Below are 15,354 nucleotides of genomic sequence, written 5' to 3' on the forward strand. Positions count from 1 at the left end.
GCGCACGCTTCGCTTCTTCAGAATCGATTCCGTCCCCTCCACAGTAACTGTTCATCAAACAAAAATGTATACAATGAGCTAGAGTGGTATGTAGTATATAAAAAAGCAGCAGGATCAGGGAGTATCCCTTGATCTTGCTGCTTTTTTTAGTGAATTGGTTTAACTTTTTTTCGGGATTTCGCAGCCGTCATCTGTGCAGACGCCGCTGCCGTCAGCTTCGGTTGTATTGGACTCAACCATGGTGAACGGGGAACGCTCGTCCCAAGCTTTCTGAATAGCGTCCAGGAACACCTCGTCCGGCTGAGCGCCTGACACGGCGAACTTGCGGTCGAATACAAAGAACGGTACACCGCGGATGCCGAGTTGCTCGCCTTCTGCTTGGTCAGCACGGACATTGTCGGTGAATTGATCACTGGAGAGCACTGCCGTAGCTGCGTCACGATCGAGGCCTACTTCTTCTGCTAACTGAGCCAACACTTCAGTGTCGCCGGAGTGTTTACCTTCAATAAACACAGTTTGGAAGATCCGTTCACTCAGTTCAAGCGCTTTGCCTTGTGTATCCGCCCAGTGTGTCAATCGGTGAGCTGAGAAGGAGTTCGTAGGGATCATGGCATCGATATTGTATTCCAGTCCTGCCGTGCGAGCATTGGCATTCATCTGGGCATTCATACCTTTGGCCTGTTCCACGCTCATATTATATTTGTCAGCCAGATATTCCGAATTGGTTTTACCTGGGTTCAATGCAGCATTTGGATCAAGCTCAAAGCTTTTGAATTGCAGCTTCACTTCATCACGGTGTGGAAACTGTTCCAATACATTCTCCAAGCGGCGTTTGCCGATATAACAGAAAGGGCAGAGAAAATCAGACCATATCTCAATATTCATTATGTTAAACCTCCATTATCCTTTTAGTTGAAACTAATATAGTTACAATTATAAAGCCACTTTCTATAATTCGCAAGGAGATTGCTATTTATCCCGATATGCCTTGGACCAATGATAAGGCTGGATCTCACTCAGTCTCTTGAAGACCAGTTGACCAGAAGGATCGTATACGGCAGCTTTGACTTCTTCGCCCCAGTAAAATAATCGTTCCTGGCATACACCACAAGGTGTAAGGACCTTAAATTCTGAATGCTCATCATCACGAGCGATACAGAGGGAGTGGGTGACACGTTCGTTCAATTTGTGGGCTTCCAGATAAGCCCCTGTTTCCATACATAGATGCGTGGCATCATTGATAACCTCTGGAGCTACACTAATCAGCAGGGAGCCAGCTTCGGTATAGACGGCACCCGCACCGCCCCATCCCTGAGGATAACGTTGCTTCACAAATTTTGCGGCTGCATTGAACAATTGCTGTTCAATATGGATTGGTTCAGTATGTGATGTCATGTAATGAGAATTCCCCTTTTTGAAATGTAATTCACTTCATTTAGTGTATTTGTTTAGCTTGTCATTACGATATTGCTTATTGCGATGTTACGGCTGAACTGTCTTCCTCTCGAAAGCGCTGAATCAAATCATAGGTAATGACCGTGTCCGAGACATGCAATCGCTTGGTTGCTTCATCATGAGCGGGACGACAAGCGTTGATATCTGTTTTGTCACGTGTGGACAGGTCATAACAAGCGCCGCTCTCGTAGATATAATCATCCGATGGAATATAGAATACAGAACCATCCGAGAATGCGCCATTACGTAGCACAACCGTACGTGCAGACCCGTCATATACATCGTTACCCATATGATAATAGGACTGGTCGGACACCCCGAGCAGATGCAGCACGGATGGCGTGATGTCCAGTTGTCCCGAAGGTTCGTCGAAGGTTCCAGCCGCTGCTCCATCCGGTAAATGCACCAGCAGGGGAACCTCGTTCATGATCTGTGCCATATCCAGTTCATTCAATGAGCGTCCCAGGAACTGCTCGTATTGTGATTGTTCCTTGATCGAGTTGTCGTGGTCCCCGTAGAACATAAAGATGGTATTTTCCCATAATCCCCGATTTTTCAGATCCTCCACCATTTTGCCGAGCGCCGAATCCACGTAATGTACGGATTGCAGATAGTTACCAAACATGGTTCCCTGAAACTCGCCTACATCCAGTTGTTGTTTTTCTTTCGGCAATGCATACGGATGGTGACTGCTGAGTGTAATGAGGAAGGAATAGAACGGTTCGGTCACCTCACTACTCATTTTCTCAACGGATTGGCGGAAAAAGGATTCATCAGACAGGGACCAGCCAAGCGGGTCATCCTGTGCAAAATCATTTTTGCTATAAAACTTGTCGTACTTCATGTTCTGATACATCGTATACCGATTCCAGAAGCCGCTCTCATAAGCGTGAAATACGTTGGTGCTGTACCCGTTGTCCTTCAGAATGGAAGGGAGGGAATCATACGTATGGTCTGCATACCGTACAAAGGCCGAACCAACCGGAAGTGGATGTAGGGAAATGTTTGCTCCAAAATCGGCATCGGACGTTCTACCCTGACCGGTCTGGTGATAAAAGTGACTGTAATACTGACTTTCCTTCATCAGTTCATTAAAATGGGGTGTGATCTCCTGACCCCCAATGCTCTGGCCAATCATGAAGTTCATAAAAGCCTCACCCTGGACAATGATCACGTTGCTGTCTTTATATTTGCCAAACAAGGCATCATTCTGCGGGGCAGTTTCTTGCCTTTCAGCGAAGAACGCTTTTGCTTGCTCAACATCAGCGGGATCAGCCTGCGGCCCGGAGCCGATGTGGTCTTTGGCATAGTTGTACAGATCATAACCGTGAAAAGCGAGCAGTCCGGTCACATTATACATGGATACATTCCACCAGTTGTTATCGAACAGGCCTTTGGCCCATGTTTTGCTGTAAAAATAAATCGGGCCGACAGCGAGGCCAAGTCCCAGCACAAGGGCGATGCTGCCAGCCGTGAGACGGCGGCGCAACCGTGCCTTGCCATCGTTATACGAATAACTCCCGTAACCAGTAACAGATGTACTGGAGTGCTTCGAACGGTAACGTCTACTGAACATTACGATAGTTGCGAACGGAATGACGACAAGCCAATCGGCAAAGAACCAGAGATCACTTGTGTAAATCAATGTAGCGATGCTGTCACCCAATGCGTCAACTTGTCTGGCCTGCAACAATACCGGAATGGTCAAGAAATCCTGGAAATAGCGATAATACACCATATCGGCGTAGATTAGTGCGGTAAGCAGCAGGTTAAGGACCGCGAGAGACACGATCATGCCTCTACGTGGCAGCAACCAGGTCCAGAAGGACAAGAGTAGTAAAGATCCAATGGCAATGACTTTATCCAGCAGTCCCATCGTAATGTTATAAGCGTGAAGATTGTGATGGAGCCACATGAGTTTGAGCAGCATGAGCACAAGAAAAATAAGATATAACGTTAATGGATGATATAGAAGCCCGCGTGGCATGGAGCTGCGCGTAGGCCGAGTGACAACCATATGTATGTCCCCCTTGCTTTTGTTGTTTTGTTATCGGAATGTAAAATAGGGCTCCATCCATTATAGCGTGGCCTCATGTGTTTTCAACTATGCCTCAGAAGAATTGATTTCTGCGGAAGTGAAGGTCGATGAAGGAGAATTCATATGACCAGAAAAGCGCACAAAAAAAGCGCCCCGGCCATGGGTGGCTGGAGCACTTTATATTTGGAACAATTATGAAGATTGTGGTGTTTTATTTCGTGGAGGCAGTGGGCCCAAATACTGATAGTATTGGGTTTCAATGCGTCCGTTGAACAACTTGCGACGTTTGTCTGCCTTATGACCGAAATACTCCTCAAAAGCTTTGGTCGACGTGATTGCAAAAAAGGACCATGTTGGCATGTCGAGGTAACTGCGCCCTAATGAGCGGAGTAACTTCTGAACTTCTTTTTCTTCACTCAAACGTTCACCATATGGGGGATTGGTAATGATAACACCATATTCACCCTGTGGTCTTGCGCGATGCGCGGGCAGAACGCTGACTTCAATGTCTTTAGCAAAGCCTGCGCTCTTGATTGCAGCCTGAGCTACTTCAATCGCTTCCGGATCAATGTCGCTGCCCGAGATTTGTAACGGGATATCGTCACGCACAGCATCGAATGCTTCTTCACGCGCCTGTTCCCATAATTCTTCAGGAATGACAGCCCAGTCCTCAGAGTTGAAGGTCCGACGAAGTCCTGGTGCAATGTTCCAGCCGATCATGGCGGCTTCGATCAGCATTGTGCCTGATCCACAGCATGGGTCATAGAATGGACGGGATACATTCCAGCGGCTGAGCTGAATAAGAGCTGCAGCAAGTGTTTCTTTGAGTGGCGCTTCGGTAACGAGTTTACGATAACCCCGTTTATGAAGACCCGGTCCCGTTGTATCTAAAGTAAGCAGGGCGCGATCGTTCAGCAGAATGACCTCAATTACATAACGAGACCCGTCCTCTGGGAACCACTCTGTGTCATAAGTCAGTTTCAGTTTCTCTACGATTGCTTTTTTCACGATCCCTTGTGATGCAGGCACACTGCTAAGTTGGGATTTTTGAGAGCGACCTTCTACAGGGAATTCGCCGTCGGCTGGAATCCACTCTTCCCAAGGAAGTGCTTTGGTGCCTTCAAACAATTCGTCAAATGTCGTGGCAGGGAATTCACCCATTTTCACCAATACGCGATCCGAACTTCTCAGCCACAGATTACAACGGCATATATCAATATAATCTCCTGTGAAGAAAACCCGGCCGTTGTCGATCGTAACATCTTCATACCCCAGTTGCTTCAGTTCCCGGGCAACAACAGCCTCGAGTCCCATCGCCGAGGTTGCAATCAATTGCAATTGAGCCATGTGATTCATTTCAACTCCATTTCAAGCTGGAGAAGGGAAATCCTTCTCTCTGCTGTATAGTAACGGTGCGGCCTTGCCGCTTTCCGTGAAAAAACTTACAATGAGAAATGCGGTGAACGTATGCATTCCTCTTTCGAGGTGATGCACCAGTCAACCGCCTGTGTTGATAACAAACATTTATTATAGAACATTGGCATCCATATGGAAAGCAGTCCAAGTGTCCAAGGAGGATTTTAGTGGTGAATCTGACCCCTGATGAATATGTAAATCAATTATTTCAAGAGGATGAGCTTTTGCTGAAAGTGAAAGAGGCTATCCGTTCGAATGGTATGCCGGAAGTTTCGGTGGCTGCGGCGTATGGACGACTGCTCACGTTTCTAGCGAAGACATCCAAAGCAGAAGCTGCGCTCGAAATCGGCGTATTAGGCGGTTACAGTGGGATATGCATTGCACGCGGGTTGCGTGAGAATGGAACCCTGACTTCGCTGGAACTGAGAGAGGAATATGCGGCAATGGCGCGTGGTCATCTGGAAGAAGGCGGTTTTGGCGAAAAGGTAGAGTACCGCATTGGTCCGGCCGCAGATAGCCTGGAACAATTGGAGCAGGAGGGTCGCACATTCGATTTCTTCTTTATTGACGCAGATAAGGAGAATTATCCGGTATATCTTGACTATGCCATTAAGCTGGCCCGGCCAGGTGCGGTCATTGTAGGTGATAATTGTTTCCTGCGTGGTCGTACGCTGAATCCGGACAAGCAGGGACCGGCTGTGCTTGCTGTTCGTCGCTTCAATGAACAGATGGCGAGTGACCCGCGCCTGGTGACGACCATGTTGCCGGACTACGATGGGCTCGTACTTGCCTGGGTGAAGTGAAAGTGGATATTTCCTAAAGATAAAACTCCGATGGAACACGATCTCACGCTTTTATGTTTGTGAGGGGGATCGTGATTCTGTTCGGAGTTTTCTAAAAACACACAAAGAAAGAGATGACAACATTTTGAAGGACAGAAAATGTGTCGTCTCTTTCTTTGTGTTTACAGATATCTTTGTAGTAGTTCTATTTATACTTCAGGTGTTCCGTACGTTTCGAACCATTTTTTGATGGTGTCAAAATCATCACTGAAGGACAAGCCCAGCATCAATAATACACGAGCTTGTTGTGGACTCAGGTTGTCGCCTGCAATAATGCCTTTGCCGCCGCCGTATACACTTCCCGAACCCGTCCGAGTGGTGGTCACAAAGATGACACCTTCTTCAATGGCTTTGGTACGAGCTTGTCCCATAGCTTTGGATATACCGCCAGCTCCGGTACCGGAAGTCACGATTCCTTTGGCACCGCTGCTCACGAATCCTTCAATGGCTCCGCCGCCAGCTTCTTGGTACGAGATCGCGATTTCTACTTTGGCCAGATCTGCCTTTGTGATTTTACTTAGATCAAATACGGGCTTCGCTGTGCCTTCAGGTTTCAAGGCACGTGCTGGAGCACGGTAGATTCGGATATTTTCTTCATCAATATATCCTACAGCTCCGAGCATCGGCGTTTCAAACGTATCTGTCCGATAATCATTTGTCTTGGTTACACCGCGAGCAAGCTGGATTGTGTCATTCAACATGAGTACTGTGCCGAATGAAGTGGTACGACCACTACCTGCAAGTTTGATGGCGTTGTACAGATTGGCTTGAGCGTCGGAACCGATGACGGTCCATGGACGCATGGAGCCTGTGATCACGACCGGTTTGTCACTCTGAACCGTCATATCGAGGAAATAAGCGATTTCTTCCATTGTATCTGTACCCGTGGTAACGACAACACTGTCATACATTGCAAGAGCTTTATCTACCGTTTGCGACAAGTCATAGAGGTCGGTCATGCTATAGGAACCTGAACCTGAATTTCCGAACTGGAGTGTGCTAACATCAGCAATCTTCTGTTTATCCGGTAAGGCGTCTACCATCTCTCCAATCGGAAGTGTGCCTGCCTTGTAATTCTGGAAGCTGGTGGCATCCTCGGATTGTCCGGCAATCGTTCCGCCAGTTCCGATTACCAATACATTAGGTAGTGCAGATTGCTTGGAAGAGTCTGGTATTGCGGGAATGGAAGTATTGCGAGCTGGGGTAGTGGTTGCTGTCTGAACAGCACCTGTTGTGCCTTTCACCTCTACCGTAGCTGCGTGCGCGGCGTAGGTTCCAATGGGGGACAACGAGATGGTTAATGCTGTTAAAGCTACGGTACTCCATACGGCCCAGGGACGAAGATTGGATGTTTTACTCATGAATAGCACTCTCCTTCAAGTAAGTGTGATGTTAAGTTTGTTAAGAAGAATATGTATACCATTTCAAATTGATTGTATTTTATGTTAAGTAATATGACAAACTTAGATAATGGTAGAGTAATCGGTTACATTCCTAGATAATGAGAGTAAAATGATTATTTATGAGGAATTACAAAAGAATATTCATTCTGCTAGAGATATATAAGAGCTGGTTTTAGGAGTTTTGAAGAGAAATATGCCTTCATTGTGTTATTTAATCTTACATATTGAGTCTTTTGTCCTGATAAAATGAAGCATTTTAATAAAAGAATGTCGAATTGGGACGCATATCAGAAGTAGGTAACAAAATAAGAGGATGATAGTAACGCATATTAGGTAATGGGGATCAATTACGGTCTAAAGAGTGGTTTCGTTATAGAGTTATGTTTATAATAGGGGTGATTAACATATGTAAATAAATATATAATATTGATTGGAGGAGAAACGATGAAACAGGCACCGAGAAAGTATGCAAATTACATTCCGATTCGGGAACTGGAGACTTTGGAAGAGAGGTTACTTCCCTTCAAGGTGTATGCAGAACTTCGTGATAACACTCCAGTCCGATATGATGAGCATCGAGAATGTTGGGATGTTTTCGGGTATGAAGATGTGAAGTACGTTCTGAAAAATCCCAAACTGTTCTCTTCTGCACGTGATCGTGCCAATACGAGCATGTTGACGACAGACCCTCCCAAACACAAACAGCTGCGTGATCTGGTGAACCAGGCGTTTACACCCAAGGCAATTGAAGCATTGGCTCCGCGTATTCAGGAAATCACAGATGAGTTAATTGCTCCACACCTGTCAGAAGGACATATGGAACTTATTGATGACCTTGCAACACCATTGCCCGTCATTGTCATTGCGGAATTGATCGGAGTCCCTGCGGCGGATCGTCAAAAGTTCAAAGACTGGTCTGATGTATTGGTGAAAGGCGCACGTGACGATAGTGAGCAGGCCTTCCAGGAGTTATTGGAGGAGAAAAAAAGAAATATGCAGGAGTTGCATATCTATTTCACTGGCATTATGGAAGAACGTCGGTTGCAGCCAGAGGATGATCTGATCTCATTACTGCTTGCTGCGGAGATTGATGGTCAGAAATTGACTGCAGATGAAGTGGTAGGCTTCTGTATTCTTCTACTTGCTGCCGGTAATGAAACAACAACCAACCTGATTACCAATGCGGTTCGTATCCTATCCGAACAACCTGAGCTACAACAGGAGTTGCGCGAACATCCTGAACGGATTACTTCTGCGATTGAAGAGACGCTGCGATATTATCCGCCAATTGTCGCGATTGGGCGGGTCGCCAAGGAAACTGTAGAGTTGAATGGTCAGACGATTCAAGCTGGAGAGCAGGTGATTTCCTGGGTTGGAGCTGCTAATCGGGACAGTGCCCAATTTGAACACCCGGAAGATTTCATCTCTGATCGCAAGCCGAACAGACATATGGGCTTTGGTTTTGGCATTCATTTTTGTTTGGGTGCACCACTCGCTCGATTGGAGGCAAGGGTAGTTCTTCATACATTGCTTCAGCACATGGGAAACATTCAACTTGTGCCGGGAACGGCTCTGGAACCGATACAAAGTGCTTTTGTATTTGGTGTGAAACATTATCCGATACAATTCAATCTAATAAATAAATGATGAATGGCGCATGAATGACAAAAGCCGCTCTCAGGCCAATTAGGCGCTGGAAGCGGCTTTTTCAAATGGAAAAGTAAGATGGACTAAAATGGATAGGGAATCAGGATTCCCGAATAGAAGCAGGTTTGTTATACAATTTGAATCGGACCCAAACCATATTAAGCAGCAGCAGTCCGCCAGAGACGATAAACAGACCTTCGATCCCGATGAATCCTGCCATAAAACCTCCAATGATCGCTCCAAGCATGTTGCCTAACGCAAGGGTACTCGTATTAAAACTGAATGCACGGCTGATCATGCTATCGGATGTATAGGAACGGATCAAGGCATTAACGCTCGGAAGCAGGCCACCCATGAACACACCCATCATGAAACGAACAACAATGAGCTGCCACACGGTCTGAACAAATGCCTGCGGAATAAGCATGAGTCCTGTTCCTATGAGTGAGAACGTAAGTACCTTGTGAGGACCAATCCGGTCACTCAGCTTCCCGAGAATCGGAGACATAGCCATATTGGATAGTCCCGTAACTGCACCGACCATTCCTGCCCAGAAGGCCACATTTACATCCGAAGCATGCAATTTTTGCACATACAGCGGCAAGAGTGACATGGGGCTGATCATTGCAAACTGCAACAGGAACGTCACAGCAAACAGTGCGGGCAGTTGAGGTGACTTGTTCAATTCCTTCAGACCGGACAATACGGATTGTGCCGGCAGTTTGGCTGCTTCTTGACGGTCAAACTTCTCTCTCACCAGGAACATGGCGAGCATGGAAGCAACAAAGATCAGTCCACCTGTAATGTAGAAAATGGGGCGGAAGCCTACCGCATCCGCTAACAAGCCACCAATGAGTGGACCCAGAATTGTGCCGGCAACCTGCCCGGACTGACTGATTCCCATAGCGAAACCCATGCGGTCTTTCGGCGTGGTACCCGATATCAGTGCAACAGCCGCAGGATTGAACCCGGAGATTGTACCGTTAAGCAAACGCAATAAGAGAAGCTGCCAGGGATTCTGTGCCAGACCCATAAGGGCAATTACGATGGCCATCCCGAATCCCGAACGAAGCAGCATAACTTTACGACCATACTTGTCCGATAACTTGCCCCACAGCGGTTGAAACAAAAATGAGGTGAGGAAATTGGCTGCAAAAATAAATCCCGCCCAAATGCCAATTTCATGTTCGCCAACAACGCCCAGATCTCTTGCGAGATAAAGAGACAAAAATGGGGTAATCATGGTCATGCCCGAATTGACCAAAAATTGTCCGAACCAAAGCACAATGAGGTTTACTTTCCACGTTTTCAAAGTGCTTTCACTTCCTTTCAAAGATATTTCTGTAATTCTCAAAAAAACACCATTCTTTCATTATAACATAATTGGCATATGAGGGATGGGTGTAAGGAATGTCATAGTATTGTCACGTAGAACGCATCTGCATGTGGTTGTTACGGCTGTTTAAAAAGGGCATAATGGTAATTATGAGTCCAAAAACTATTGGAGGCTTCTTACATGAGCTATAATGATCGACTGATTCGGGCAAGTTTCAAACAACAGGTAGACCGTGTCCCGGTATGGTACATGCGTCAAGCTGGACGTTACGATCCTGAATATCGCAAAATTAAAGAAAAGTACTCCTTGCTAGAAATCTGCAAACAACCCCAGCTGGCGGCTGAAGTTACACTTATGCCGGTACGCAAACTTGGTGTAGATGCGGCTATTTTGTATTCCGATATTATGAATCCGGTTGCCTCTCTGGGCATTGATTTTGACATTGTAAAAAATATTGGTCCAGTTATTGATAATCCTATTCGGTCTGCTGCAGATGTGGATCGGCTACGTCCCATCGACGTAGAAGGAGATCTGTCACATATCCTGGAAACCATTCGAATTCTGGATAAGGAGCTTGATGTGCCTCTTATTACGTTTGCGGGCGCACCATTCACGATTGCGAGTTATCTGATTGAAGGCCGACCTTCGAAAGGTTATATCCGCACCAAAACGATGATGTACAGCGAGCCTGAGGTGTGGCACAAGCTGATGCAGAAGCTTGGTGATATGGTTATTACATATGTCCGTGCGCATATTGCGAATGGCGGTAAGGCATTTCAGTTGTTTGACAGCTGGGTTGGAGCACTTTCTCCCAAAGACTTCAAAACATATGTGTTGCCTACGATTACCCGTATCTTTACCGAATTATCGGATTTGAATGTACCGAAGATTTATTTCCCTGGTGTTGCATCCGGTGAGTTGTTGCCAGCACTGCATAATCTGCAAGCCGATGTGATTGGACTGGACTGGAGAGTATCCATTTCGGAAGGGCGTCAACGTCTTGGTGGCAAGTTTGCAGTACAGGGTAATCTGGACCCATATTTGCTGACTGCCCCAATGGAACTGATTAAAGAGCAAGCCAAAGTAATTATTGACGAAGGAATCAAGGAGCCGGGTTATATTTTCAACCTGGGACACGGATTATTTCCTGAAGCATCGCTAGAGAAGCTCAGAGAACTAACGGCGTATATTCATGAATATTCTGCCGAAGCAATGAAGACTGGGGTGACGGTAACCAATGACTAATACTGTAGGTGTACTGGTGATGTCGTATGGCACACCAGAAAATATGGAGAGTGTTGAGGCGTATTACACACATATCCGCAGAGGACGTCCGCCTGAACCGGAGCAATTGAAAGAACTGACGGATCGTTATGAAGCCATTGTTGGGGGTGTATTCCCACTTCGGGAGAACACAGACAATCAGGTCAAGGCCCTTCAAGAGACATTAAACCGCGATGAGCGTGGCACTGATGTGGAATTCCGTTGTTATCAAGGACTGAAGCATGCCTATCCGTTTATTGAGGATGGCGTGGAGCAGATGGCGAAGGATGGAATTCAGACAGCGATTGGTATTGTACTGGCTCCTCATTTTTCCACGATGAGTGTAGGCAGTTATATCAAACGTGCGCGTGAAAAAGCAGAAGAGCTGGGCGTTCATATGTCCTTTATTGAGAGTTATCATCTGCATCCGAAGTTAATCCAGGCGTTGTCCACACGTGTCAGTGCCAAGTTGGATGCGTTCGAAGAAGCTGGAGCAAAACGCGGAGATGTGAAGGTGTTGTTTAGTGCGCACAGTCTGCCGGCACGTATTGTGGAGATGGGTGATCCATACCCGCAACAATTGCTGGAGACTTCGGAAGTGATCGCCTCACGTGTAGGCATAACCAATTGGCAATTTACGTGGCAGAGTGCCGGACGAACAGCTGAGCCTTGGCTTGGACCGGATATTCTGGATACGTTACAGGAGCTTTCTCGTGAACAGGTAGAGGATGTACTTGTGGCGCCAATCGGGTTTGTCTCGGATCATCTAGAAGTACTTTATGATCTCGATATTGAGGCCAAATCGATTGCCAAAGAAATTGATATGCGCCTGATGCGTATTGATTCTCTCAATAGCGATCCTCTATACATGGAGACATTAAGCGACGTTATTATAAGCCAATGGCAGCAAGGGTCGGATGAGTAATGGGCGATAAGAAACGCCGTGTTGTTGTCGTCGGCGGTGGCCTCACCGGCCTCAGCGCGGCATTTTATATCCGCAAGCATTACCGGGAAGCAGGCGTTGAACCCGTGATTACTCTGGTCGAGAAAAGCTCGTCCATGGGAGGCATGATTGAGACACTGCACCGGGATGGATTTGTGATTGAAAAAGGGCCCGATTCCTTCCTGGCTCGCAAAACAGCAATGATTGATCTTGCCAAAGAATTGGAGATCGATCATGAGCTGGTCAGTCAGAATCCGGAGTCGAAGAAAACGTATATCATGCAACGTGGCAAGCTTCATCCTATGCCAGCAGGACTCGTTCTCGGTATTCCTACAGAATTAAGACCGTTCCTGAGAAGTGGGCTTGTCTCTCCGGCAGGCAAACTGCGGGCGTTGATGGATTTTGTCATCCCGCCTCGTCGTACAACAGAGGATGAATCGCTCGGTTATATGATTGAACGCCGTCTTGGAGCTGAAGTGCTGGAGAACTTGACCGAACCACTGCTCGCGGGAATCTATGCAGGTGATATGCGGAGATTAAGCCTTCAGGCTACCTTCCCGCAGTTCGGCGAAGTAGAGCGGGATTACGGCAGCTTGATCCGGGGCATGATGACAGGTCGCAAACCGGCTGAGACGCATACCGGAACCAAACGGAGCGCTTTTCTGAACTTTCGTCAGGGACTGCAGAGCCTTGTTCATGCACTTGTCCATGAGTTGCAGGATGTGGATCAACGTCTGAACACCGCGGTGAAGTCACTGCAACGTCTTGATGGAACGCAGACCAGATATCATGTTGAGCTGGAAAATGGTGAAATGCTTGAAGCGGATGATGTAGTGGTTACTGTGCCGACATATGTCGCGTCAGATCTGTTGAAGCCTCATGTGGATACAGCGGCACTGGATGCGATTAACTATGTATCTGTGGCCAATGTAGTGCTCGCTTTTGAGAAAAAAGAGGTGGAGCATGTATTCGACGGATCGGGTTTCCTCGTTCCGCGGAAAGAGGGTCGGAATATTACGGCTTGTACGTGGACATCGACCAAATGGCTGCATACCAGCCCGGACGATAAAGTACTGCTCCGCTGTTATGTCGGTCGCTCGGGTGACGAACAGAACGTAGAGCTTCCAGACGAAGCGTTGACGGATCTGGTTCTCAAAGATTTGAGAGAGACGATGGGTATCGAAGCGGTGCCGATCTTCTCCGAGATTACAAGGCTTCGTAAATCCATGCCTCAGTATCCGGTGGGACACCTCCAACATATTGCTTCCCTGCGTGAGGAACTTGGCAGCAAGTTACCGGGTGTGTACATTGCAGGTGCAGGTTATGAGGGCGTAGGCTTGCCGGATTGCATCAAACAAGCGAAGGAAATGTCTATTTTGGCAACACAGGCGCTTGTAGCAGATTAAGTACAGCAAGAGAGCTGTCTCACCGTAGAATTATCTACTGGAGAGATGGCTTTTTTCATATGAAGATCTAGAAGCTAAGCGAGTTAATCCCCTTTCAATCGATGCAGTTCCAAGGAAAGATGGAAATCCAGAATATGCCTGATATAATGGTATGTATGGCTGTGAAGAAGAGGAGTTGCTTATGTATCCCCCAAGATCAGATCGAAGTGTAGAGAGAAAAAAAAGAAAGCGCACCCGTGATAGAATCATCTGGACAATTAATCTTTTATTGATCATGACAATTGGTCTGGTGGGCATTTTTTATGTGATTAACACACGTCAGCAACAGGCAGACCAGCCGGTGAAGCAGCAAATTGTTGATCAGGATCAGCCTTCCATTGGAGACGATGCCAAAGGCGGGGATCAAGTAAGTTCTCCAGACTCGGAGGAGTCTGATGAGACTCCTGAAGAAGACGCCGAAGCAACGAATGAAGAAACAACAGCAGATGCAGGTGAGCCATCTGGCGTAGCGACCCCAGACACTTCAGGCAATACCAATAGTGAGAAATCAGAATCCGGAACGAAAAAACCTGCGGCAACTTCGACTCCGTCCGGCACCAAGGGAAATGCAGGTGCGGATAAGGAAACAGGGGCATCGAAACCTACCAATTCAGCGAAGGATGTCACGATTAACTTTGTTGGCGATATTCAATTCTCGGGCAAAGTTGCTGAATTGCTGGATAAGAACGGTTATGACTATCCCTTTGTCAAACTCGGCAGATTATTCAAGGATGATGATCTTACCATCGGCAACTTGGAGACTCCGATAACCCAAGGTGGTACTGGTGCAGCTGACAAAACGTATGTATACAAATCTTCGCCCAAAGCATTGGCGGCAATGGCCTCTGCGGGTTTTGATGCTGTCAATTTGGCTAACAATCATATTCTGGATCAGGGTGTAGAGGGTTTGGTAGATACGTTAACCTATCTCAAGGAATATGGCATAGCTCACACTGGGGCCGGTATGAACAGGGATGAAGCCTATGCACCAGCGTATCTGGAACGCAAAGGCATGAAGATTGCATTGCTTGGGTTCTCCCGAGTTGTACCGGAAACGAGTTGGAAGGCTGAGGGCAATCGGGCTGGCGTGGCTGAAGCCTATGATTCCACAGGAGCGGTCAAAGCGATCCAGGAGGCCCGTAAGAAGGCTGATCTGGTAATCGTGGTTGCTCACTGGGGCGAGGAACGTGTAAGTACTCCGAACAGTGACCAGACCCGATTGGCTCATGAGTTTGTCGATGCCGGCGCAGATCTGGTCATAGGTGGTCATCCTCATGTGTTGCAAGGGTTGGAGTATTATAAGGGGAAATGGATTGCATACAGTACGGGGAATTTCATTTTCTCCAGATCAACAACCGAAGAGACATGGAAAACGGCGGTATTTCAGGCACGCTGTAGTGCTGATGCAGCTTGCAGCATGAAAGTCATCCCTTATGAGGCCGGGCTTGGTCAGGCCATTCCAATGATTGATGAGGCAAACAAACTGCTGCTGCAACAGATGGCAAAGCTCTCGCCAGGCATTCGATATGATGGAAATGGAGTCGCTTCGCCAAATTAATAACCTTT

The 15,354-nt window shown here is 47.1% G+C and carries 12 protein-coding genes; 6 read left to right on the forward strand and 6 right to left on the reverse strand.

What is annotated here, in order from left to right:
- Positions 1–159: 159 nt before the first annotated feature.
- From ACETMN_RS10565 to ACETMN_RS10580, 4 genes are all read right to left on the reverse strand, one after another.
- Positions 160–885: a DsbA family oxidoreductase gene (locus ACETMN_RS10565; RefSeq protein ID WP_091017565.1), complete on the reverse strand. Its 726-nt coding sequence runs from the start codon at positions 883–885 to the stop codon at positions 160–162.
- A gap of 84 nt (positions 886–969) precedes the next feature.
- On the reverse strand, positions 970–1,395 hold the full coding sequence (locus ACETMN_RS10570) for a cytidine deaminase (protein WP_197997735.1): 426 nt from the start codon (positions 1,393–1,395) through the stop codon (positions 970–972).
- Between the two features lie 76 nt (positions 1,396–1,471).
- Positions 1,472–3,472 carry an LTA synthase family protein gene (locus ACETMN_RS10575; protein ID WP_105598104.1) on the reverse strand — a complete coding sequence of 667 codons (2,001 nt, stop codon included), beginning with the start codon at positions 3,470–3,472 and terminating at the stop codon, positions 1,472–1,474.
- Between the two features lie 213 nt (positions 3,473–3,685).
- Positions 3,686–4,840 (reverse strand): class I SAM-dependent RNA methyltransferase, encoded by a 1,155-nt coding sequence (locus ACETMN_RS10580; protein WP_091017560.1) that lies wholly within the window; start codon positions 4,838–4,840, stop codon positions 3,686–3,688.
- A 239-nt stretch (positions 4,841–5,079) separates the two neighbouring features.
- Here ACETMN_RS10580 and ACETMN_RS10585 point away from each other — a divergent pair, with 239 nt between their 5' ends.
- Positions 5,080–5,712 carry an O-methyltransferase gene (locus tag ACETMN_RS10585; protein ID WP_091017777.1) on the forward strand — a complete coding sequence of 211 codons (633 nt, stop codon included), beginning with the start codon at positions 5,080–5,082 and terminating at the stop codon, positions 5,710–5,712.
- Positions 5,713–5,900: 188 nt separating this feature from the next.
- On the opposite strand, the gene ACETMN_RS10590 is transcribed toward ACETMN_RS10585, so the two are convergent.
- Positions 5,901–7,112, reverse strand: coding sequence for an asparaginase (locus ACETMN_RS10590; RefSeq protein ID WP_411736135.1), 1,212 nt, complete (start codon positions 7,110–7,112; stop codon positions 5,901–5,903).
- 486 nt (positions 7,113–7,598) lie between these two features.
- Here ACETMN_RS10590 and ACETMN_RS10595 point away from each other — a divergent pair, with 486 nt between their 5' ends.
- Positions 7,599–8,801, forward strand: a complete 1,203-nt coding sequence (locus ACETMN_RS10595) for a cytochrome P450 (protein WP_091017556.1) — start codon at positions 7,599–7,601, stop codon at positions 8,799–8,801.
- Between the two features lie 100 nt (positions 8,802–8,901).
- On the opposite strand, the gene ACETMN_RS10600 is transcribed toward ACETMN_RS10595, so the two are convergent.
- Positions 8,902–10,113: an MFS transporter gene (locus tag ACETMN_RS10600; protein ID WP_091017554.1), complete on the reverse strand. Its 1,212-nt coding sequence runs from the start codon at positions 10,111–10,113 to the stop codon at positions 8,902–8,904.
- Between the two features lie 204 nt (positions 10,114–10,317).
- Between ACETMN_RS10600 and hemE the strand changes: the two genes are divergently transcribed.
- The 4 genes from hemE to ACETMN_RS10620 all read left to right on the forward strand — a co-directional run bounded on the left by hemE (position 10,318) and on the right by ACETMN_RS10620 (position 15,346).
- Positions 10,318–11,382, forward strand: coding sequence for a uroporphyrinogen decarboxylase (gene hemE, locus ACETMN_RS10605; RefSeq protein WP_091017553.1), 1,065 nt, complete (start codon positions 10,318–10,320; stop codon positions 11,380–11,382).
- Positions 11,375–12,325 (forward strand): ferrochelatase, encoded by a 951-nt coding sequence (gene hemH / locus ACETMN_RS10610; protein WP_036609705.1) that lies wholly within the window; start codon positions 11,375–11,377, stop codon positions 12,323–12,325. The genes hemE and hemH overlap by 8 nt, the downstream gene beginning before the upstream one ends.
- Complete coding sequence (hemY, locus tag ACETMN_RS10615) at positions 12,325–13,749, forward strand: protoporphyrinogen oxidase (RefSeq protein WP_091017551.1); 1,425 nt, start codon at positions 12,325–12,327, stop codon at positions 13,747–13,749. The genes hemH and hemY overlap by 1 nt, the downstream gene beginning before the upstream one ends.
- Before the next feature lie 181 nt (positions 13,750–13,930).
- Complete coding sequence (locus tag ACETMN_RS10620) at positions 13,931–15,346, forward strand: CapA family protein (RefSeq protein ID WP_091017549.1); 1,416 nt, start codon at positions 13,931–13,933, stop codon at positions 15,344–15,346.
- Positions 15,347–15,354: the final 8 nt, after the last annotated feature.

This window comes from Paenibacillus sp. M2 (genome assembly GCF_046713495.1).
In the GTDB taxonomy this organism is placed as follows: Bacteria; Bacillota; Bacilli; order Paenibacillales; family Paenibacillaceae; genus Paenibacillus; species Paenibacillus amylolyticus_B.